This is a genomic window from Bacillus sp. OV322 (assembly GCF_900112495.1).
In the GTDB taxonomy this organism is placed as follows: domain Bacteria; phylum Bacillota; class Bacilli; order Bacillales; family DSM-1321; genus Peribacillus.
Genome location: NZ_FOMA01000014.1, coordinates 1 through 20,961, shown reverse-complemented (window position 1 = coordinate 20,961; position 20,961 = coordinate 1). Strand labels below are relative to the sequence as shown.

Annotated in this window: 17 protein-coding genes, 15 tRNA genes and 2 rRNA genes; 27 read left to right on the top strand and 7 right to left on the bottom strand. The window is 33.2% G+C overall.

Annotated features, from left to right (window positions below; all coding sequences use genetic code 11):
- The 18 genes from BM126_RS21485 to BM126_RS21400 form a co-directional block, all read left to right on the top strand.
- A 23S ribosomal RNA gene (locus tag BM126_RS21485) occupies window positions 1-88 on the top strand; the annotation flags it as partial.
- 105 nt (window positions 89-193) lie between these two features.
- A 5S ribosomal RNA gene (rrf, locus tag BM126_RS21480) occupies window positions 194-310 on the top strand.
- A gap of 9 nt (window positions 311-319) precedes the next feature.
- Window positions 320-394, top strand: a tRNA-Asn gene (locus tag BM126_RS21475).
- A gap of 3 nt (window positions 395-397) precedes the next feature.
- Window positions 398-489: transfer RNA gene (locus BM126_RS21470), tRNA-Ser, on the top strand.
- Window positions 490-497: 8 nt separating this feature from the next.
- A tRNA-Glu gene (locus BM126_RS21465) sits at window positions 498-572 on the top strand.
- Between the two features lie 10 nt (window positions 573-582).
- Window positions 583-658, top strand: a tRNA-Val gene (locus tag BM126_RS21460).
- 26 nt (window positions 659-684) lie between these two features.
- Window positions 685-758: transfer RNA gene (locus BM126_RS21455), tRNA-Met, on the top strand.
- Window positions 759-761: 3 nt separating this feature from the next.
- Window positions 762-837: transfer RNA gene (locus BM126_RS21450), tRNA-Asp, on the top strand.
- Window positions 838-870: 33 nt separating this feature from the next.
- Window positions 871-946, top strand: a tRNA-Phe gene (locus BM126_RS21445).
- A gap of 15 nt (window positions 947-961) precedes the next feature.
- Window positions 962-1,045: transfer RNA gene (locus tag BM126_RS21440), tRNA-Tyr, on the top strand.
- A 5-nt stretch (window positions 1,046-1,050) separates the two neighbouring features.
- Window positions 1,051-1,124: transfer RNA gene (locus BM126_RS21435), tRNA-Trp, on the top strand.
- 14 nt (window positions 1,125-1,138) lie between these two features.
- Window positions 1,139-1,214, top strand: a tRNA-His gene (locus BM126_RS21430).
- A gap of 40 nt (window positions 1,215-1,254) precedes the next feature.
- Window positions 1,255-1,329, top strand: a tRNA-Gln gene (locus BM126_RS21425).
- A gap of 4 nt (window positions 1,330-1,333) precedes the next feature.
- A tRNA-Gly gene (locus BM126_RS21420) sits at window positions 1,334-1,408 on the top strand.
- Window positions 1,409-1,415: 7 nt separating this feature from the next.
- Window positions 1,416-1,489 (top strand) — tRNA-Cys (locus BM126_RS21415).
- Between the two features lie 8 nt (window positions 1,490-1,497).
- Window positions 1,498-1,579 (top strand) — tRNA-Leu (locus BM126_RS21410).
- A gap of 165 nt (window positions 1,580-1,744) precedes the next feature.
- Window positions 1,745-2,698 carry a tyrosine-type recombinase/integrase gene (locus BM126_RS21405; RefSeq protein WP_090991360.1) on the top strand — a complete coding sequence of 318 codons (954 nt, stop codon included), beginning with the start codon at window positions 1,745-1,747 and terminating at the stop codon, window positions 2,696-2,698.
- A 471-nt stretch (window positions 2,699-3,169) separates the two neighbouring features.
- Complete coding sequence (locus tag BM126_RS21400; RefSeq protein ID WP_090991359.1) at window positions 3,170-4,270, top strand: Ig-like domain-containing protein; 1,101 nt, start codon at window positions 3,170-3,172, stop codon at window positions 4,268-4,270.
- A gap of 560 nt (window positions 4,271-4,830) precedes the next feature.
- Here BM126_RS21400 and BM126_RS21395 read toward each other — a convergent pair.
- Window positions 4,831-5,205, bottom strand: a complete 375-nt coding sequence (locus tag BM126_RS21395; protein WP_090991358.1) for a cyclic-phosphate processing receiver domain-containing protein — start codon at window positions 5,203-5,205, stop codon at window positions 4,831-4,833.
- A 612-nt stretch (window positions 5,206-5,817) separates the two neighbouring features.
- On the opposite strand from BM126_RS21395, the gene BM126_RS21390 reads away from it, so the two are divergent.
- Window positions 5,818-7,116 (top strand): DEAD/DEAH box helicase family protein, encoded by a 1,299-nt coding sequence (locus BM126_RS21390; RefSeq protein WP_090991357.1) that lies wholly within the window; start codon window positions 5,818-5,820, stop codon window positions 7,114-7,116.
- Between the two features lie 405 nt (window positions 7,117-7,521).
- Here BM126_RS21390 and BM126_RS21385 read toward each other — a convergent pair whose 3' ends face one another.
- From BM126_RS21385 to BM126_RS21375, 3 genes are all read right to left on the bottom strand, one after another.
- Entirely contained in the window at window positions 7,522-7,992 is a 471-nt protein-coding gene (locus tag BM126_RS21385) for a hypothetical protein (RefSeq protein ID WP_090991356.1), read from the bottom strand.
- A gap of 15 nt (window positions 7,993-8,007) precedes the next feature.
- Entirely contained in the window at window positions 8,008-9,261 is a 1,254-nt protein-coding gene (locus BM126_RS21380; protein WP_090991361.1) for a TerD family protein, read from the bottom strand.
- A gap of 122 nt (window positions 9,262-9,383) precedes the next feature.
- Window positions 9,384-9,587, bottom strand: a complete 204-nt coding sequence (locus tag BM126_RS21375) for a Holliday junction resolvase RecU (protein ID WP_177201535.1) — start codon at window positions 9,585-9,587, stop codon at window positions 9,384-9,386.
- Between BM126_RS21375 and BM126_RS21370 the strand changes: the two genes are divergently transcribed.
- Entirely contained in the window at window positions 9,566-10,042 is a 477-nt protein-coding gene (locus BM126_RS21370; RefSeq protein WP_177201532.1) for a GNAT family protein, read from the top strand. The two genes, BM126_RS21375 and BM126_RS21370, sit on opposite strands and share 22 nt — an antisense overlap.
- Before the next feature lie 230 nt (window positions 10,043-10,272).
- A complete protein-coding gene (locus BM126_RS21365; protein WP_090991353.1) occupies window positions 10,273-10,572 on the top strand; it encodes a hypothetical protein in 300 nt (99 codons plus the stop codon).
- Between the two features lie 586 nt (window positions 10,573-11,158).
- Here the strand turns inward: BM126_RS21365 and BM126_RS21360 are convergent.
- Window positions 11,159-11,353, bottom strand: coding sequence for a hypothetical protein (locus BM126_RS21360; protein ID WP_090991352.1), 195 nt, complete (start codon window positions 11,351-11,353; stop codon window positions 11,159-11,161).
- A 336-nt stretch (window positions 11,354-11,689) separates the two neighbouring features.
- On the opposite strand from BM126_RS21360, the gene BM126_RS21355 reads away from it, so the two are divergent.
- Entirely contained in the window at window positions 11,690-12,487 is a 798-nt protein-coding gene (locus tag BM126_RS21355; RefSeq protein ID WP_371261485.1) for a DUF5677 domain-containing protein, read from the top strand.
- A gap of 61 nt (window positions 12,488-12,548) precedes the next feature.
- Here the strand turns inward: BM126_RS21355 and BM126_RS21350 are convergent, their stop codons facing one another.
- A complete protein-coding gene (locus tag BM126_RS21350) occupies window positions 12,549-13,580 on the bottom strand; it encodes an RES family NAD+ phosphorylase (protein WP_090991350.1) in 1,032 nt (343 codons plus the stop codon).
- A 1,190-nt stretch (window positions 13,581-14,770) separates the two neighbouring features.
- Here BM126_RS21350 and BM126_RS21345 point away from each other — a divergent pair.
- Window positions 14,771-15,532: a helix-turn-helix domain-containing protein gene (locus BM126_RS21345; RefSeq protein WP_090991349.1), complete on the top strand. Its 762-nt coding sequence runs from the start codon at window positions 14,771-14,773 to the stop codon at window positions 15,530-15,532.
- Window positions 15,533-15,545: 13 nt separating this feature from the next.
- Window positions 15,546-16,475 carry a DUF3307 domain-containing protein gene (locus BM126_RS21340; RefSeq protein WP_177201533.1) on the top strand — a complete coding sequence of 310 codons (930 nt, stop codon included), beginning with the start codon at window positions 15,546-15,548 and terminating at the stop codon, window positions 16,473-16,475.
- A 698-nt stretch (window positions 16,476-17,173) separates the two neighbouring features.
- Here the strand turns inward: BM126_RS21340 and BM126_RS21335 are convergent.
- Window positions 17,174-18,109 (bottom strand): hypothetical protein, encoded by a 936-nt coding sequence (locus BM126_RS21335; protein ID WP_090991347.1) that lies wholly within the window; start codon window positions 18,107-18,109, stop codon window positions 17,174-17,176.
- 605 nt (window positions 18,110-18,714) lie between these two features.
- On the opposite strand from BM126_RS21335, the gene BM126_RS21330 reads away from it, so the two are divergent.
- The 3 genes from BM126_RS21330 to BM126_RS22615 all read left to right on the top strand — a co-directional run bounded on the left by BM126_RS21330 (window position 18,715) and on the right by BM126_RS22615 (window position 20,778).
- Window positions 18,715-18,795 (top strand) — tRNA-Leu (locus BM126_RS21330).
- 1,046 nt (window positions 18,796-19,841) lie between these two features.
- Window positions 19,842-20,273 carry an ASCH domain-containing protein gene (locus BM126_RS21325; protein ID WP_090991346.1) on the top strand — a complete coding sequence of 144 codons (432 nt, stop codon included), beginning with the start codon at window positions 19,842-19,844 and terminating at the stop codon, window positions 20,271-20,273.
- Window positions 20,274-20,628: 355 nt separating this feature from the next.
- Window positions 20,629-20,778 carry a hypothetical protein gene (locus BM126_RS22615; RefSeq protein ID WP_090991345.1) on the top strand — a complete coding sequence of 50 codons (150 nt, stop codon included), beginning with the start codon at window positions 20,629-20,631 and terminating at the stop codon, window positions 20,776-20,778.
- The last annotated feature ends 183 nt before the right edge of the window (window positions 20,779-20,961 follow it).

Genomic DNA, 20,961 nt, shown 5'->3' with positions numbered 1-20,961 from the left:
CTGAAAGATGATCAGGTTGATAGGTCTGAGGTGGAAGCGTGGTGACACGTGCAGCTGACAGATACTAATCGATCGAGGACTTAACCAAAATGACGCGTAAAACCTTCTCTATTATCTAGTTTTGAAAGAACAAAAAAAGTTCTTGCAAAATAATTAAATAAGGTATATAATAATATATGTCTTATGGAAAATGTTTGGTGACGATAGCGAAGAGGTCACACCCGTTCCCATTCCGAACACGGAAGTTAAGCTCTTCAGCGCCGATGGTAGTTGGGGGTTCTCCCCCTGTGAGAGTAGGACGTCGCCAAGCTGGTATTATTCCGCAGTAGCTCAGTGGTAGAGCATTCGGCTGTTAACCGAACGGTCGTAGGTTCGAGTCCTACCTGCGGAGCCATATGGAGAGCTGTCCGAGTGGCCGAAGGAGCACGATTGGAAATCGTGTAGACGGGTACCCCTGTCTCAAGGGTTCAAATCCCTTGCTCTCCGCCATTATACCTGGCCCGTTGGTCAAGCGGTTAAGACACCGCCCTTTCACGGCGGTAACACGGGTTCGAATCCCGTACGGGTCACCATTTACATACTGGAGGATTAGCTCAGCTGGGAGAGCATCTGCCTTACAAGCAGAGGGTCGGCGGTTCGATCCCGTCATCCTCCACCATATCTTTTAAGAAACATTTATATTATCGCGGGGTGGAGCAGTCTGGTAGCTCGTCGGGCTCATAACCCGAAGGTCGCAGGTTCAAATCCTGTCCCCGCAATCTGGTCCCGTGGTGTAGCGGTTAACATGCCTGCCTGTCACGCAGGAGATCGCGGGTTCGATTCCCGTCGGGACCGCCATTTTAAAAATTTAACATAGCTGTAATTAATAATGGCTCGGTAGCTCAGTCGGTAGAGCAAAGGACTGAAAATCCTTGTGTCGGCGGTTCGATTCCGTCCCGAGCCACCATTCACTTAATTATGTGGAGGGGTAGCGAAGTGGCTAAACGCGGCGGACTGTAAATCCGCTCCTTTGGGTTCGGCAGTTCGAATCTGCCCCCCTCCACCATCTATAGGGGCATAGTTTAAAGGTAGAACAGAGGTCTCCAAAACCTCCGGTGTGGGTTCGATTCCTACTGCCCCTGCCAATTTTAAAATAATGGCGATTGTGGCGAAGTGGTTAACGCATCGGATTGTGGTTCCGACATTCGTGGGTTCGATTCCCATCAGTCGCCCCATTTATAAAATAAATTGTTACTAAGTTGAATATAATGATATTGGGCTATAGCCAAGCGGTAAGGCAACGGACTTTGACTCCGTCATGCGTTGGTTCGAATCCAGCTAGCCCAGCCATCTTGCGGAAGTAGTTCAGTGGTAGAATACAACCTTGCCAAGGTTGGGGTCGCGGGTTCGAATCCCGTCTTCCGCTCCAATATTTCGGCGGCATAGCCAAGAGGAAAGGCAGAGGTCTGCAAAACCTTTACCACCGGTTCGAATCCGGTTGCCGCCTCCAAATTACATGCCGGTGTGGCGGAATTGGCAGACGCGCACGACTCAAAATCGTGTTCCTTCTGGAGTGCCGGTTCGACCCCGGCCACCGGTATCAATTTAAAGGGTTTAACCCTTATAAGTCAATGCTTTGAGACAATCTCAGCATTGGCTTTTTTTGTGTTTAATTGACTAAAGTAGGTTGCTAATCGTGTGGACAACAACTTCGATTATTAAATGCCTTTAAGAGTTTAAATATCTTAAAGGGAGTGTGTGTGTAATGGCTAAGATTCGTGAAATGCAAAAGGGATATAATGAGAAAACTGTTAAAGAGTTATATGAGGACTTTCAGTTAGAAAACAGGGTGAAAAATTTATCTGATATGACAATAAGATTTTATGAGCAAAACCTAATTCATTTCCTTCGTTATTTAGATGAAATAGGTATAAAACAGATAAGTGAAATTGAAAAAAGGTTGATCGATAAGTTTATTCTATCTTTAAAGAAAAGGGAACTAAAGGCAACAACGATTAACACCTATTTGAGGGCTGCAAGAGCATTTCTTTATTTTGCTATGAAAGAGGGATTTCTGAGTGAATTTGATATTAGTCTTATTAAAGCAGATAAAGAACAAAAAGAACCTTATACAGAAGAGGAGATAATGAAGTTGATTAAGAAGCCTGAAATAAGAGAATGTGGCTTTGTAGAACATAGAAATTGGGTGTTAGTAAATTACCTATTGGAAACAGGAAACAGGTTAAACACAATTCTTAGTTTAAAAGTAGAAGACCTTGATTTGGAAAATGGTATGGTGGTTCTGACAACGACAAAGAACAGAAAGGCCCAGTTCAATCCACTCAGTGAGTACATCATTAAAGTATTAACTGAATTTCTTCGAATGTACCAATTCAAAAAAGATGATTTTCTATTTATCAATGAATTAGGGGAACAGATGACAAGGAACTCTATACAACACGCTATAGCTCGTTACAATAAACGAAGAGGAGTCAATAAAACATCAATTCATGCTTTTAGGCATACATTTGCAAAACATTATATAACCAGTGGTGGAGATGCATTTAAACTTCAACGGCTGCTAGGCCACTCTACATTGGATGTTACTTTAAACTATGTAAATTTGTACTCTGAAGACTTGAAAAATGGATATGATAAGCATAGTATATTGGCCAAGTATTCAGAAAGTCCAAGAAAGAAAAGAGGAAGGAGAATATGAGGAGTTCCCAAATAAATAAAGGTGGAACGGTTGAGTACGAGTGTATTTAAATTCCTAGTTTTCCTTTGTTTGCGATGATACAGAGACACTTTAGGTTGAATTCAAAGTCTAGACTGCTAATAAATTTATAAGGTTTATACTTATTTAACGATGCCTAACTAAAACAGTAAAATTAATTAGAGGGGAGCGGAATTCTGCTCCTTTATTATACAGTGACCCCATGGGTTTACAGGAATTTCCAATTTGTATATACATGAGTGTTGGTGTATAGATATACGCAGAAAGCCGAATTGATAATTATACGATGCGAAAAAATGAAGAGAGTCCGTATTTCTTGTATATTGTTACTTCTCAAACCTCTTATTGAATTAAGATAGTGTTTCATGTCGATATATATCTTTTTTTATAGGTATTATTCACCATTAATAAATGGTAAAATTATACTAGATATATATTATGGGAGGGTATTATATGAAAAAAGTTTTAGGGTTCGGCTTGGCTTTGTCTCTCTTTACATTCCCTGTTCATGGGAGTACACATGCAGAAGGGAAAGATGCTTCAAATAATTATAGGGCAGATATAAAAAAGGTGATGAGTAAAAACCTCCCGAAAGCAAATATTTTGAGTTCCTTTAGCTTTAAGAATGTTATTAAATCACAATCGGAAAAAAGTACAATGAAATCAAATTCCCTTACAACAAGTAATGCTGACTATCAGTATGTGTATGAAAGTGAACCGAATGATGATTTCTCCGATGCTAACTATTATGATATGAATTATTATATGGTTGGAAGTTTCAGTTATGATGATGCTGATTCATACTGGCTTACAATCCCTAAGAGTGGACAATATGTTTTAGCTGGAACAACTGATGCAGATAATCTTATGGATTTAGGAATAGGAATTTTTGATTCTAGTGGAGAAATAATTGACCCTCTGGATATGCAACAAGAAGGCAAAACAAAGGCCCTTTCTTATCAATTATCTGCTGGGGATTATTATATAGGGGCAATAGATTTAAATAATTCAGGTTTTGGAGAAGATTATTTATTTAAGCTTACTTCGCTTCAAGATACAACAGCACCATACAGACCAAAAGTTAATCAAGTTGATGATAATGATACCTATGTGACAGGAACAGCAGAAAGAAATTCTAACATTATCATTCAAGCTGGGGATGCTCTTATAAGTACGAATGGATATGCTGATTCAAATGGTAAGTTTAAAATAAGAATACCAAGACAAAAAGCTGGTACTTACATTGGTGTATCCGCAATGGATCAGGCTGGGAATCAAGGGAAGTTCACCGACCAGTGGGTGATTGACAAAACAGCTCCTTCTACATTAACTGTAAAAACTGTTACAACAAAAACTGTGAACGTTACTGGAAAGACTGAAGCTAATGCCAGCGTACAAGTTAAGAGAGGCACAACTTCACTTGGTACTGCAAAGGCTGATAGCAAAGGGAATTACAAGGTGAAGATTAGTAAGCAGCGCAAAGGGAATAAACTTACAGTGATCGCACGGGATAAAGCTAAGAACGCAAAGACTATTTATACAACAGTAAAATGAATCTCCACAGCGGAACTAAGTATGTTTAGTTCCGTTTTTTTGTGTGACAGAGGCTACTTATAACAACATTACATGGAAATGGACAACTCCACTTATAACTTTTCTCCAAGTAAAGCAGTTATAACAAAAATCGTGGATTAGTATTATAGCTTAAATGCTGGTGATGCCCTTATTAAACAGTGGAAGATTAGTTGGAAATAGTACTTAAAAATGGATGACTAAAGAGAAATTAAACTCTCTAAAGTGATCCATTTTGTTACTTATGTTTAACTGTTTTCCGCATTACTTTCTAAGTGGTAAGCGTACGAGTGCATTTGTTGTTACTGTTGTATTGTTTAATCAAAGTTACATTTGTAGTTTTGGATTTTCCAGTTACCTTTAAAATGGGGTGGTGGAACATAAAAGTACAGTTTGATTGTTTGAAATGACCTCCAAGCCTGTGAGTTCTTCCTGAATGGGCAGCGGCATCACTGACACTTATACATGAAAGTAACAATACTATCAGTGTAAATATAGGTGGAGCATTACTCGTTATGCTGCTATGTCTGTAACCATTTTCCTTAACCTGAGTATTTATTTTTCGTAATCGAATACCGATATATCTCTGTTTCTTTTGAAATAAACCCGCGTTTTCTGGAAGCGAGAAGCGTCTGTAGCATATTTTCACGTCCAACAGGATTGTCAGTATGCAAATATATCTTATCGACTTCAAAGTGCTCTTCTATTGCATGTTGGCAAAAATATTTCACAAAATCATATCCTGTAGGAAGGAGTAGACCGCATTCATCTTCCCCTAAGTCATGGTCAAGTGAAAGTAAATGGATTTTGTATTGCTTACAAAGGTTAATCGCTTCATCCACTGTGCGCGCTATTATAAATCCCTCTGGACAATCCCTTAAATCATCTACGTACAAATTAATGATGTTTTTTGTCATTGTGATCCACAATCCCCTCTGAATAACTTTTTTTCTACAATAAAAATATTGTGTTTTGTGTGTTTTGTTGTATATTCCCACTGAATAATAAAATTTATATTTTTAAATTTATTTTTCTAAATGTGGGGCAAAGAGTACGGACATGAATAAATAATTTCACATTTCAGCATTAGTAAAGGTATATGTGTTCAGTTCAACCTTCCTTATCCATGAAATTAGTTTGATTAAAGTGATAATGATGGGTTGATAGATATTTAAATAAATAATTTTTTGTGATTTTGTGTGATTTATCCTTACAAATGTATAGATATATATATGGGTTTTTTAGTGATTAAAAAATACATAGCCTAAGATAACTCTATAAAGAATGACGGTCTTGCTATTCCTTCCCTCTAGTTGTGGGAGATGGAATTACTTACTGTTGCTTAATAATACCATTTCGACAGGATAATAAATGGACGAAATCATAGAATTTTTCATTTAGTTAACTCTTTAGAAATGAAAAGATCAAAAAATTTCTACTCTAATAGAGTTAAAAAGTAAATTTCCAATCTTATTTATTAGAAATATTATTTGAAAGTAGACAATTGAAGACAAAAGGAGATATGAAACATGAAAACAACAATCAATGTAGTAGATGCACCGTGTGGTTATGGAAAGACATCTTGGGCAATTCAGTATATGAATAGTATGGCATCTGATACACATCAATTTATTTATGTGACACCATTTTTAGAGGAAGTAGAAAGAGTAAAAAGTTCGGTAACCAATAGAGTATTTTATGATCCTATTGCAGTAAAAGGAGAAACTAAGCTAGATGATGTACACAGATTGCTAGGTGAAGGTAAAGATATTTGTACTACTCATGCTTTATTTCAAATGGCAACTCTTGAAACGATGAAGCTCTTAAAAGTTAATAATTATACTCTTATTCTTGATGAGGTATTAAATGTAATTGAACAAGTTCCCTTACGTAAAAGTGATCTTACGCTATTATTAGAAGCTGAGGCTGTTTCAATTATTGAAGATGATAATGGTTTAAAATATATAAAATGGAAAAAAGCAAAGAAGAACTATGATACTAGATATAATGAAATTAAACAAAAGGCTTTAACTAATAATTTGATGTATTGCGATAATTCAGCTCTAATATGGAATTTTCCATGTGAAGTTTTTCAATCCTTTCAAAATGTCTTTATATTAACTTATTTTTTCAAGGGACAATTACAAAGGGCATATTATGATTTACATGGGATTAATTATAGATACTTATCCGTTAAAAATGAAGAAAGTGATTATACACTTATTCCGTATAATGATCGAATTCCTTATAATAAATCTGGTCTTAAAGACAAGATTGATATTTATATCGGTGATCTTAACAAAATAGGTGATGGTACATATGATTTATCAAAAAAGTGGCTAGAGAAACCTTCTAACAAGGACTTAGTGGTGAAATTAAATAAAAATGCACGAAACTACCTCATGAATATTTGTAAAGAAAAGGTAGAAAATGTAATGTGGACTACAGTGAAAGGTGATAAAGAGATAATAAAGAAGAAAATTAGTCCACGAGGTTTTTCTAGTGGTTTCGTTCAGATGACAGAACGTGCAACAAATAAGTATAAAGAAAAATACTGTTTGGCATATCTTGTTAATAGATACCTTAATCCTATTCAGAAAAGATTCTTCGAACAATATGGTGTGAAAATAGATCAAAATACATGGGCGTTATCCGAGTTGATCCAATGGATGTGGAGGAGCAGGATTAGAGAAGGGTTATCTATTAAGATTTATATTCCGAGTAGAAGAATGCGGGATTTGCTAAATTTGTATTTAAACAGTGAAACTTTTGAAGAAGCACCACAAAACGCAATTACAAATGAACCACCAAGTGACTGGCATTTATGAGCTAGGCAATAATACTGCCTAAGCGCATTGGATAAACCTAGTAAAAACCTAGCTTTTAAAATAAATTCCTTAAGAAAAAGATATAAAATGAAATATCAATAAATGTACTCGGTGGAGTCAAAATATATGCATTTTGGCACTTCACTTACACTAAGCCATGGCTTAGCTACAGTACATTGCTCAAAATACACATATTTTGCACCACCTTTCTAATTAGAGTATATATTAAAGAATTTACGAGATTTTAATGAAACTAAACTCCCAACTTTTCGAAAGCTTGCTTTCGGAAAGAGGCAATGACAACGCTCGCGTTGCCTGCGGCAGCCTTTCAAACTTAGCGGGCCTTTTTGCTCATTTCTTTAATTAACTAAAAAAGACTCCCTGTACAATACAGGAAGTCTTTTTTTATATGAGGTTGAAAAAAATTTTAATAGCCTTGTCCATAGTATCGAATTTATCTAATCCTCCTGTACGTTCATGCATTTGCCGCTCTAACTCTATTTTTTGTTGAGGGGTTATGTTTCGTTTTGCTGTTTCAATTGTTCTCATTAATTCCTCTCTTTTACCGACAACAAACTCATAAGATAAGTTGTTAGCTGTAACTTCCATTTTTCTCATAAAAAGAAACGAACTATCCCTTGCGTTCTGTATATTATGAAGTAAAATACTATGAAGTCCTTTTACCCTATTTATAAGATGAGGCTTAAATAGCAAGCGGTAGTTAGTTACATACATTTTCCCACCAACAGCTTCTTTCCTTTGTAGATTATATTTCATGCGACCTAAACCGTAATCCTTTGGGTTTATCAATAGGTTTGCTCTTCTCTCCAAAATAACATATTCCCCATGTAAGAATTCTTCTTGTTTTAACTCCATATTATCCCCCTTATATTAATTGTTCCCACCATAATAATAATTGTTGTAATCTTCCTCATTTTTAAATTCTATCTGACCAACATCCATCAAGAAACTTCCATCGCCATATAATAAAGGAGACGCTTCTGAATGATCAGCAGAGTACGTTTCGACATGCGAAATTTTCATTTGGGATGGATTTGTGAAATCAATCTGGGCAACACATACCCAATACGCATAATCATTTCTTTCGAGAAGCGGGGCCGTTACTACATCGCCCATGTGATTATCTACAACTGCTTTAGCTCTCATGGAATAGAAACTACCAGCTCCATTACTAAGAGCGCTATATGCTGCGAATAAAACATATTTAAGAGCCTCTGGACGATAAATTCTAATTGTTTCCTTACCGGATTCTTGAGAATCACCATCAAGTACAATATAAGGAGCAAATTTAGATGAACCTAGATTACGGTAATAAATCTTCCCGAATTCATCATCCTTTGTTACATAGAAACAATATAGATCCAAGTCATTATCGGTATCCCATTCCAACGTGGCTGTAACCATTTTTGATTTTTGTATATTTACTGTCTGCTTTTTCTTTAATTCTATTTTATTAATGTTAAGAGGTGGTGGGGTTGGTTTTGACACAGGAGGCACAGTTTTAGGACTAGCTACCGGTGTCGGTACCACTTGTTTTTGAGTTTGCGGCACAGGAGTAGCTTGTGGTTTCTCAGCCACTTCAATCCCGAAGTCTTTACATAAGGCAGCCAATCCACCAAAATATCCCGCTCCAACTGGATTGAACTTCCATTGGCCTGAATGTCTATATAAATCTCCAACAATAATGGCACTTTCATTTGTAAAACCATATGTAACAGGGAATTGCACCACTTCAACTCTTGTTTGTCCATTTAGTATTTTCAAAGAAATTTGTGAAACATTTCTAAAAGATTGGTTCATCTTATCTACATTATGAATGGTTACAGAAAAAACAATCTTTTGGACATTTTGAGGAATACGGTTGAGGTCAACCATAAATTCTTGTTTTAATCCACCTATGGCTTGTTGATTCAATTTTACGCTCTGACAACTAGAAAAAGGTTGTCCATAAAATACAAAGTCTTCTTCTTTTGTAATTATACCGTTTGCACTCACTAAAAAAGCGGAAGCATCGACTTCCATTGAAATAGGTGCATTCCAATTTAACCCGACAAGTAGTTGGTGTAGACCGGGATTTGTCTTTGTAATATCTGTTTTTTGTCCTCTTGCAACTATTGTGGTCATTTTTTGACTCCCCTCGTAAAAAATGGTATTTTCCGACATAATTAGATTATACTCTCCTTTTTCCAGTTTTTCAGAACAAAAAAAATCCACCAAACAATATTTTTTGTTTAGTAGAACCTGTATCAGAAGTAGTTAACTTCTACTGCTTTTATATTATCTATTCTAGGGTGATAACCTTCCGTAAGAAGAATGGCTTTTTCAAGAAACTCTTTAAAGGGAATCGATTTGCGCTCTCCTTTCTCCTTCTTATCCCAATATTGAATTACTATTTCAGCATCTATTAAATACGAGTGAGGAAATGAACTTGTGTAAAAAAAACATAACAAAATTGATTTTGTTTGAAGAAAAAGATTTTGAAGATTTATACCAGTTTATTGAAAGTGAATTAAAAGGTAAGATAATTGTAGATTTTAGGGGTAGCAGTGAGTATATTTCTCTCGATAATAATAATTTTGTTATTAACCTAAGAACTAACAATTTTGCTGTTCAAACTTTAGGAGTAGCGACAATATCTGTAAATCCAAGTAAAAAAGGTTACGGCACTTATATTCTTAAATGGTTAGTAAATTATGCTGAAAAAAAAGGATTTACTAAAATCCTACTAGAAAATTGTTTCAATGATTGTTCTAAAGGGCTTGCTGTTAAGACCGGATTTACAAAGCCATTTAATCTTATGATTGAATATGGGAATATGCAGGAAAAGTATTTTGGTGATTATGAGTATTATCTTAAACGAATAGCTGTAGAGATAATTGGAAACCAATTAATTGAAAATGAATAAAATGGAGATTTCATTGATACCTATTTGTCCAAAGAGCTAGTAAAACTAATTAATCTAAACACGTTAAAAAAATGGTGTTAAATGATCATTAATAAACGTATTTAAAACTTGTCTTTTAAAAAGTAAGTGAGGTAGTGAAGAATGAGAGATATCCTTTAAAAAAATAACTGAAAATTCAGTTATTTAATTCTTGATTGCTTTATTGTTGCAATCGAAGGAAGGTGTATTAGGTGTTCGTAGCATATACAGATGCCTCGATACAGCATGGAAGATCATTTTTATCTTTTGTAATTGAATTTGAAAATGGAAATGTTGTTAGGAAAAGAATCGCAATAGATGAAACGAGTAGTAATATGGCTGAAGCACTTGCGGTTTTAGAGCTAACTTCATTTCTTTCATACTATAATTTTTTCAAAGGAATTCTTTTCTTAGATTTAAATGCTGTGATTAATTCTATTAGGGGTAAGAGAGTTAAAGGTTTAGAAAAATACTCAAAGTATTGTGCCGCACTTAAAGAAGCTGGAAATTAAAACTCAATGGATACCAAGAAAACAAAACTATGCACACAAAATTAGTTATTTTAATCGATATAGACGTTCCAAGAATGTATCTTTGATAAAGAGAGGCTATTACTTTGGTGTAGAAAGTTATCCAGATTATTATTTAACTCTCAAGGCATATAATTTTTTTACTAAAATTAGTAATAAAAAAAGAATTTACTCCCATACACAAAGATTACTAAATGGATATATTTAGAAGGGAGAGAAAACCAGTGAGCAAGGGGTTATTAAGGAATATGCATACTATGAATATAGACTTAGAATAGTAGGGGATACTATTACAAGAGTATCCAAAGTTAATTATGTTGAACTAGATCATCATAGGCGAACTACTATAAAAAAAGGAAAACTGAGTATGCTGAAAAGTAAAATTACCATTAGTGAGTACCTTCAGAGAATTAACTCTTGATATTCTTTTTAAGAGGTGATAAGCCTCCTTAATGAATTCAATATATCCTAGGCGAAGGTGTTTAACAAATTGTTAAATAAGCTTGTTTAAATAAATCAGAGACTGCAATTTCTTTAGCTTCTTCAGTATTCTTTGCAATACCTACCCCTAAAAAATTCCTGAATGGAGCTTCTCCATTATCAAAAAGATTAAGGTACACCTCAACTCTATTAGTAAAGTATAAAATGATATATTCAATAAGATCATTAAACTATTTAACATTAAGCCTGTATCAACTCCAGTATTTCCAACCCCAAAATCCTCGTTTAATAATAATGCTTCCAGCATTGATTCATTCTTCATTTAAAAACCTCCTTGGTTATATTAGATTCGACAATTTCAAACAAACTCCTGCGTATTACCATTATTTAACTTTTTGTAGATATTTTGATATCATCGCTAATGAAGAAAGATTTATCTATCCAAAATTATATTAACTCAATAGAAGAATAATCATGAGATACGTATATAAATAGATCAGTGCGTTTCTGAAAAATGTGATTTGCTTTTTTACCTAATGGAAATTGAGGTTACTTGAACAGGGTGTAAACAAAATAAAGGAGGGTTTAATTTGAATTTGTTTGAAGAAATAATTAACACAAATCTTGAGGATTATAAAGAGTTTCCGGACCTTAATACATTAGTAAAGCTATACAAGCAGGACAACAAGTTTTAGAATTATCCGCTAGTAAAAAGAATTTAAAACACCATGATGTAATTATTATCTCAATCTACAGAAAGATACTAGAGCAAGCAGATGGCTTATTTATTCTTCTAGATCATAATTCAAATAGTGCAGCCACCTCAACTATTAGAACATTGTATGAGACATCTATTGGCATGCAATTCATTTTTGAAAAAGAAAATGAATTGGAAAATCGAGCAAACGCATATTACATTTCTTATATGCATGAGCAATTAACATGGGTAAAAAAAGGAATGCAATCTGGTGAACTCTTAGCTTTATACACTTTAGAAGAACTGAGAGAAAAGGTAGCAAAAATCGAAGCTTCATTAGCTGAAAATACTACATTGAAATCAGTTAATAACGTGTGGCTGAAAGAAAAGGAAAAATTAGAAAAGAAAAACAAACGGTTTCCTCCAAAGTGGTATAGTCTCTATGGTGGTGCAAGTAGTTTCACTCAATTAGCTTCAAGGTTTAAGGGCACGCATCCTATGTTGTACTCAGGCTATTCCTTAGAATCTCATGGGTTTTCTGCACTTCAAAACCTTGTAACTGCTGACGAAAAGTCGCAACAACAATTCCTTGCACCGCTTAGATTTATCCATACTGGCTATAATACCCTCTGCTATCTTGGTAGAACTATAATAAGTTTGTGTTCATCTTTGTTCGTGAATCGTTATTGTCCAGAAATTAGACCTGATTTTGAACAATTCTTTGAAACCAACCATATAGAGAATGAGTATCTACTATAAAGGTAAGCACAATCTTGGCTTACCCTTAGACGTCGTTTACTTAATTAGATTTAATTTTATTTCATAATTCAATAAAATCATATATTATTTGTCCTATTTTCACGATTTCTGAGGCATTAACTTCAACATTATCTTGATTGAACAATACAACATTTTGTCCAGCACCTAAAGAACTATCAAATATAATGCCATCATATCCCTCGTTTTTAATAAACTCGGTAAGATATTGTGTAGGTATGTATTCTATGTAGGAGTCGCTTGGTGATATGGGTTGTGACATTTCATAACTGAGGCTATTAAAAAATTGAAGTCTATTCAAGGCATTTTCTACATTCTCACTTTCTAAGTAGTCAAATAAACTATTTTCACTGTGAAAGGAAAAGTTAATAGTATTAACACTCTGTTGCAGTTGGAATTTTGCAATGGTTACCAATGCTCCACACCAAGGTCTTACTTCAGCTAGTGCTGTTTCTTGGCTACTCGCTAAATAAAGGTAAGGAATTCCATCAGGGTTTGCTCTTCCCGCCCTTGCTTTGTTTATTGGTGGCATACCCATATCAATAAGATTTGCAGGGTATGGAGATATACCAAATTCATCACCACTGCCAATTCTTGCCCGAAAAAGGGTATTTTCTTTATCCAACAATTTATACCGCTCATTTGGGGATGATAACAGCCGCTCGATTTCTTCAGGAAGTGAATTGATAAATCGATTTTTATGTTTAACAGTAGTTTTGTACTCATACCAAACATCAGCTAAACGATTGTAATCTGGATTAAAGACGTAGTATGTCTCAGAATCAGTACCATGAATATGGCATAACTCATTAAACAAATTAATCTGGTTTGTAGATTCAGAGAAAACATTCCACTCGTCTTGTATAAAGGAAAACAATTGTTTACTTCTTCTAACTGGCATTTCAATATACATTTTGCTAATTAAAGTAAACATCTTGACAAAAATTCCATCATCAAGGTCTATACAAACATCACCAGTTTGATTGCAAAAGTCACATTTACCATCAAAACCATTTTTATGTATATAACGCCAAAACAAATAGTCTTTAAAACAGTTGTTACAACATTTTTTCATAATTCACCATTCTCTTCAAATCATTTTTGAATCAGTTTTATTTACAATATAAGTTAATTGTACAACTTTCTTGCCTAAGTAGTAAGTACACATTAATAGAATAATTTGCTCAAGCCCTTACTTTTCTTAGGTGGAGAAAGCCCTTCAACAATCGGTACAAAGAACATTGTCCGATGACAATTTAGAGCCAATAGTTTTATCTAATGAGATTTAACATTTCTACCTCTTCCAAGGCGATTGAATCAGTGGCTTTTTGTCGATCTCTCGGTATTAATATACAGACTTGTTCGCGTCTAATACCACGAGCTAGAGGAACCTCCACGACAACAGAGCAAAAAAATGAGAGCATGTTTTCAACTGGAATACCTACTAAAAGCAAGAATTGAGAAAAGTTATGCTAAATAAATGGTAATTAGTTAAAAAAGCTAGTTAAGGGAATATTAGAAAAAAACTAATAAGGATATATTAGATAAAAAAGATCTATTTAGTTAAAGGTTAGATATAAATTAGATAAGGAGAGCTAATGGTAATTTAGTTAAGATAAAATACACTAATAAGACATAAATTAAATAATAAAAGCTAAAGCTAACCATATGTAAGTAAGATAAAATAAAATTAGATAAAAATGTCTAATTATAATTATATTAGATAAAATAAATTAAAATTAATTAGATAAAAAAACTACCATATATAAGTTGGATAAAAAATATACTAATTATGTATAAATTAGATAAAATGAGCTAAGTATAAGTAAGTTAGATAAAATAAATTAATTAGATATAAATTAGATAAAAATAGCTAAGTATAAGTAAGTTAGATAAAATAAATAAATTAAATATAAATTAGATAAAAAAATCTAACCATATGTTAGTTAGATAAAAATATACTAATTATGTATAAATTAGATAAAATGAGCTAAGTGTAAGTAAGTTAGATAAAATAAATTAATTATATATAAATTAGATAAAAAAATCTAACCATATGTTAGTTAGATAAAAAATATACTAATTATGTATAAATTAGATAAAATGAGCTAAGTGTAAGTAATTTAGATATTAAAGACTAATTTGTATGTTGTTAGATATAATAATCTAATTAATATATAATTAAATTGAAGGGTTAATTAAGTTGAGTTGAGATAAAAAAGGTTAATTTCAAAATTACTAATGAAAATTGGAAAGGGTGGTTGTATGAAGAAGTTATTTTCCATGTTTATTATGGACGTGACAAACTCAACCGAATTTGAGAATAGTACTGAACTAACAGAGTATCTTTCTTTTTGGGAAAATACTCTTAATGATATGTCTTTTTTAAATATTAAAGCTAAGCATCGTATGGGGGATGAGATAATTTGTGTAGCAGACAACTTTTATTCAGCAGTTATGATTGCATACTATATTATCTATAATTGGAAATATGAAAAATTCATGCCTTATTTCGGTATAACTATAGGAGAAATGGAGGGGGAAATAGAGAATGTCGATAAATGGAATCATCCTGTAATAAAAAAAGCTAGAGAAGCAAATGAAAAGATAAAAAAAGATGATGAGCGAAAAAGCTTATTTTTTTTAGAACTACCTTCTGATTTGTTATTTGAAAAGTCGTTAGATTTGAATATGATTATAAGCCTACAAACTATGCTGATTTTGGGGCAAACAAGTAAACAAAGAGAAATATTAGGATTATATAGCTTAGTTAACTCACAAAAAAAAGTTGCCGAAATTCTTGGTAAGACACCTCCAACTATTTCTAATCATATTAAAAAAGGGTATATAGAAATGATTTTACAAGCATCAGGTGTTATCTTAGAAAGTCTAAAATCGGGTCAAGTTAAAAAAGTAGCTAGTCAAAGTGGAGATAGTGGTGATTTTTCAGAATTAATTAGTCAAGAATATAATAATCATAATGAACAAATTAAAACACATTTATTACATAAGATATGGGGAGGTTAAGGGGGAATTGGATATGGGAATGTTCGCACTTATGTTAATAATAGCTCATTTAATAGCAGATTATCCATTACAAACTAAGGACATGAAAAAAAGTTGGAAAGGTTTGCTAATACATACTTTTATTCATATGGGAGTTGGTTTTATACCAGCTATAATTTATTTATACACAGGACAGAGTAAGGGAATGTTTCCTAAAGTGATAGTGTGTTTACTAATTATAAACTTATTACATTGCATAATTGATTATTGTAAAGAGAAGTTAAATTCAATAGTTAATACGAAGTTGAAGGTTTATAGTGGAAGTATTGTGTGTGCCTTTATATACATATTTGATCAAGTAATGCATTGTGTTATTATTATTATGACTATTCAATTTCTCTTTGAAGAAAATTTTAATTGTTGTGAAAAAGTTATTAGTATTGTGAGTTTAGAAAAAGGCTTTGAATTAAATACATCTACACAGATACTATTAACTCTAATAATAGTATTATTAAATATATTTTTTGTTGGCTACTTAATAGGTATTCTACTTAAGCCATTTAAAGCTGATAACTTGGTTACTGAAACTGTGATGGAAGTACTATTTAAAAGTGTAGATAATGGAAGTAGTAATTACCAAGATTTTTATGGATTAAATGTAGAAGATATGTTGAATAATGAAACAACAGATTTGAAAGATATAACAGCTCAGAAGAAGATTACCTTTATCAAAGACTCCCCAGCTAAGGCAGGCATGTGGATTGGGATTTTAGAAAGAAATATAATCTTAATTCTGTGCCTAATAAATAGTATTGCAAGTATAGGCTTTTTAATAGCAATGAAAGCATTAACTAGATTTAAACAATTCGAGGATAAGAGTTTTGCTGAATATTATTTGATTGGTAGTATGCTTAGCATAGTATTTGCAATGCTAAGTGGTTATTTCATAAGAAGCATTTGGTAAGCTTATAATAAAAAAGTAATATAATTAGAGGCAATCTATCTACTTTAGATAATTCTAATAACCGTGGAGACTCGGCATCTATTGGTACTATGTTCTTAACAATAGAGCTGTTGTTGCTAACAAACCAGAAGAATGCTCTTGCAATGTCTGATTTGTAGGGAGTATGTTATAAGTTCGAATTGACTGAAGCACTGTAAAGGGATAATAAAAGGATTAATGGTCATGAATAAAAAAAAGATGCGTTCCGAATAAGAGCGCATTAGTTGTTTCATTATGGATTTACTTATCTTTGTTTATAATAAATATACGTCTGCGTTATTCACTGGATTAAATAAACGTGTTTTATCAGAAATAAACTCACTAGCAGCGGGAAGAGCAGCGAAAGCAAAGCAGTTATTCTATTAGTTGCGTCAGATGAACGGCAGGAGAAAACACAGAGCATTCTAATTTGAAATGTTAAAAGCTTCGAACGCAAGCGAAGTATTACAGACTAAGCAGTGGGAGAGCTTTAAACGTCTAACGAGAAGCAAAGCAGTTAGACCCCAAAGTCCCTATTACTCGGGAACGAAACTGCTGCCTACAAATAGCGTACATTAATTTTGAACCCGAGAGATCAATATAAAAAGCGTATTAGTCATTGGAAAACGCTTTTTCAAAAAATCGCCTTTAGTTTATGAAAAGACACCAAAGATTTGGCTTTAATCTATCCAGTATTCAACGGAATTGAAGCCTTTAACATGTTCACTATTTAATAATTTATTTCTAATTTGTACATTTCTTTCGTAATCCCATCTCCAAGGTCTTCTTAATTCTGCAATTATATATATATTATATGTAAGGGAATTAAGTACAAAATTAGAGATATCTTTAGGTTTGTAGTTTTCACCGAGACTATTTATAAGTAATATTTCATCCTCTATTGTATCAATTCCAGTTTTTATCCAAGGGCGTACTGACTCTTTATTATTAATTTGTATTGAATCAGATGAATCTATAGAATGCAATAAATCTCTCAAAGTAGAAACATGTCTTTTATTAAGCGCTATTAAATATACATGGAGATTTTTATATTTTATAAACTCTTCTCTCGGAATTGTAAATTCTGGTACATCAGGATTTTCTGATATTACTTTCTCAAAATTATTTAGAAGTTCCTCGGTTAAGAAAATTTTATGATCATAAGAAGAAATACCAACTAGGGAAACCAGTTTTGTTAGATATTGCTCGGCATCAAACATATACGAAAGATAATAATTAAATTGCTTTTGTAAACCTTCTTTTCTTCTTCTTTCTTCGGATATATTTGTATTAACGAATACAATCAAGATAGAAGTTAAAAAAAATGTTCGCATATCCCAGAGGGCTTCATACCAAAAAGTATATTTTTTTAAAGCAATACCGGTTGGAATTATTACCGAACTAAATAAAAATGCGCAAATCACAACAATAGTTATGTCTTTAAAACGTATCACTATGCGCTTTATAGAGCGTAAAGCCCTTCTTGAAAATAACCATGATAGTTGTCTATATATATAGATTGCCTCAGGAATTTTCACTTTATAGATTGATTGTTTATATTTTACGGGTATTTTAGTATTAAGGATTTTCTCTTTTATATTATTAATAATTTTCATCTTAATTCTCCTTAAATTGTTTATTACTCTTTTTATAAATTTTTATTATTATAACATATCTTTCCAGTTTGCTTTTGGAGAATTACAAAAATTGTCGTTCGCTTACACATCTATATACACTTAGTGAGAGACACGCTACATAGCGAACGAAGTTCCAAATATTAATGATATGTAAATGTTAATAGAATAAAATTGATGGATGTAAAAAAGGAAGTAAGGATTATGGGACACCTGTTATTAAACTGAATTATGTAAACAAAAGATTGTAAGTACAGAGCAAATTTTTACTTCAAATATAGTTAAATAGAAGTAGAGATGAAATAGGTTTAGCATTTATTTTTGTATTAAAATAACCTTTGGATATTCAGACATTGTAAAGAATCGCCGTTAGCCATGTGTATATTTAATGGATTAAATTCTTTGCAATGCAACAGGATAGAAAACGACATTCTAAAGTGATTAGATATAACACTATTTTTTGTCATATTAATAACTATTGACATTTGTTTTAGATATGCTAAATTTATTTCAAAGGTATTTTATAATCGTATGGACAACAACAATATTAGCATTGACATAGACAATCAGAAGCCTCCAAATTACATGCCGGTGTGGCGGAATTGGCAGACGCGCACGACTCAAAATCGTGTTCCTCTGGAGTGCCGGTTCGACCCCGGCCACCGGTATCAATTGGTCGAAACAAACGTTGAGTTAAAAGGATTCTTACAGAAATGTAGGAGTCCTTTTTTCTTTGTCTGCACACATGATTTTCTCAGAAATAATTTGATTCATATAAGAAGACTGATATTTGATGAGGGGTACTAACGATTTAACTCCTAGTGAAATTGCAAAGCTTCATGTAAATACAAGTCTGAGGCAAATAGACTTTAAAACCGCACTAGAGATCTTCCTTGAAGACTGTGAAATAAGGACGTGCTGTTCGCAACCCATTCAAAATTATAAAAATGAGTTGTTCGTTTTCTGCAGAGTTCTAAGAAAACAAGAAATTTAGTTCAATTTAAAATGTTTTACATCAGATGATATAGTGCAAAATGTCCATTCGTTATGTGAAAAGCAGGAATGTAAGTACGTAACTATGACACGCGTTTAAGGGTGATAAGAGCTTTCTTTAATTTCCTCGTAAGAGAACGAACGGCTAATAACGGAAAATCTAAATCCAATGAGTGAAATAAAGCTATTAACAATTATGTTGCTGCTTGATACAGGTATAAGGGCATCTGAATGTATAGGCAATATAAAAACGCTTTAAAACACAAAAGGATACAAACAACGCTTCGTACCGATTCAACACAAGATGAAGAACAACTCCAACAATACCTCCCGGTTGGAGGAGAATTAGAGAACATGATTTTCTATTTGTAATAACAAGAATGATTCATTAACTCAAAGACAGATGCAAAGGTAAAAATAGATGATTTTAAGCAGGAGAAACTGTTCTACAAACCGATTTTTCTAGCATTATCGACAGTGAATAGTTAGAACCATTTACTGTGGAACTGCCAAAATAAAGCACAAGCATCTATTTTGTCCACATGCACTTGGGGTGCAGCAAAATATAGTTAGAAACCCGAGGACAGCGCGTACATTTTGGTTAGCTGTCTTTTTTATGGCAAAAGAGAACATTAAATCTAGATACAGTCTATATTATCCTTATTCAAGGGAACTATATAAGCAATTAACTTAATGATGTCAGGAGCAGGGGGGATTAATAATGAAAGTATTATCGATGATCCAGCCTTGGGCAAGCTTATTTGTCCTTGGGGAAGCCGAATATGAAACAAGGACTTGGAGAACGCATTATCGGGGTCCTCTTGCTATTCATACGAGCAAAAAAGTGGATAAGCCCGCCTGTAGAATGGATGGAGTTGCCGAGCTGCTGGCTAAGCATGGGTATATAGAAGATAACCTGCCGACGGGAATGATAATTGGAGTCTGCAAGCTGAAAAACTGTTTGAAAATAGAAGAAAACAATGGAAACTGGGCGGTCTTAGAAGATAGTCGGGTTATTTCAGGGAATGATTTGTTTTTAGGGGATTACAGAGTTGGCGGCTATGCCTGGGAAATTGAGGGCATGCGGATACTCGATGAATATATTCCTGCAAAAGGGCAGCTTGGGCTGTGGGAGTTTAGCGGAAAGATATAAGTATCAAACCATAGTAGCACTGAATCTGGAAATTCCATGCTGGTGGTTTTGTAACGTTGGATGTTGAGAAGCTTAAAAGGGGCGGATCTCCTGTCATACGTTGAGTGTGATTGAGTTTTCCGCTTTTTGGAGGAATGCCAGAAGAAATTGTCTATGATCAGAATATCCTAATTTACTTAGGAGAAAATGCATGACATCTTAAACTTTACAAACGTTTACTAAGTTTTAATGTTTTTACTGATATATGCAAAGTTAGCAGTACACTAAAAAAGTAATAAGGTTTATTTCAGCAAAATAAGGTATATTATATTTATTGAATAGATTCTCTTTAAGACAAGAAAAGTAGGTGAACAAATTGGGAAAGTATCAATTGGATGCTAAAGGTCAGGCAGCTGTGACAAAGTATCATGAAAAACAGAAGCCAGTCATATTTGATAAAAAGCAGCAAATTGAAAAAATACGTGCGGATTATTTGAAAAAGAAGCAAAAACAAACAGATAAATAATGTGAATGAAAACATAGGAATACTAACATTTCCCTATGTTTTTTTTATTCAAGGCTCTGTTAATGTATGCTGTTGATTTTTCTTTTTCAACTAAACCAGCTAATAGTTTGTCAATATTTTTCAATAAAAACTTAAAATATCTCATGCTATACTAAAAATGTGCATGGCAAATAACCTTCCCTT

Bases quoted from the DNA above. Each gene is read 5' to 3' on its own strand.
- BM126_RS21335 (WP_090991347.1), bottom strand. From the start codon at position 18,109: ATGAAAATTATTAATAATATAAAAGAGAAAATCCTTAATACTAAAATA.
- BM126_RS21345 (WP_090991349.1), top strand. From the start codon at position 14,771: ATGAAGAAGTTATTTTCCATGTTTATTATGGACGTGACAAACTCAACC.
- BM126_RS21325 (WP_090991346.1), top strand. From the start codon at position 19,842: ATGAAAGTATTATCGATGATCCAGCCTTGGGCAAGCTTATTTGTCCTT.
- BM126_RS21360 (WP_090991352.1), bottom strand. From the start codon at position 11,353: ATGAAGAATGAATCAATGCTGGAAGCATTATTATTAAACGAGGATTTT.
- BM126_RS21390 (WP_090991357.1), top strand. From the start codon at position 5,818: ATGAAAACAACAATCAATGTAGTAGATGCACCGTGTGGTTATGGAAAG.
- BM126_RS21395 (WP_090991358.1), bottom strand. From the start codon at position 5,205: ATGACAAAAAACATCATTAATTTGTACGTAGATGATTTAAGGGATTGT.
- BM126_RS21340 (WP_177201533.1), top strand. From the start codon at position 15,546: ATGGGAATGTTCGCACTTATGTTAATAATAGCTCATTTAATAGCAGAT.
- BM126_RS21385 (WP_090991356.1), bottom strand. From the start codon at position 7,992: ATGGAGTTAAAACAAGAAGAATTCTTACATGGGGAATATGTTATTTTG.
- BM126_RS21405 (WP_090991360.1), top strand. From the start codon at position 1,745: ATGGCTAAGATTCGTGAAATGCAAAAGGGATATAATGAGAAAACTGTT.
- BM126_RS21400 (WP_090991359.1), top strand. From the start codon at position 3,170: ATGAAAAAAGTTTTAGGGTTCGGCTTGGCTTTGTCTCTCTTTACATTC.
- BM126_RS21350 (WP_090991350.1), bottom strand. From the start codon at position 13,580: ATGAAAAAATGTTGTAACAACTGTTTTAAAGACTATTTGTTTTGGCGT.
- BM126_RS21380 (WP_090991361.1), bottom strand. From the start codon at position 9,261: ATGACCACAATAGTTGCAAGAGGACAAAAAACAGATATTACAAAGACA.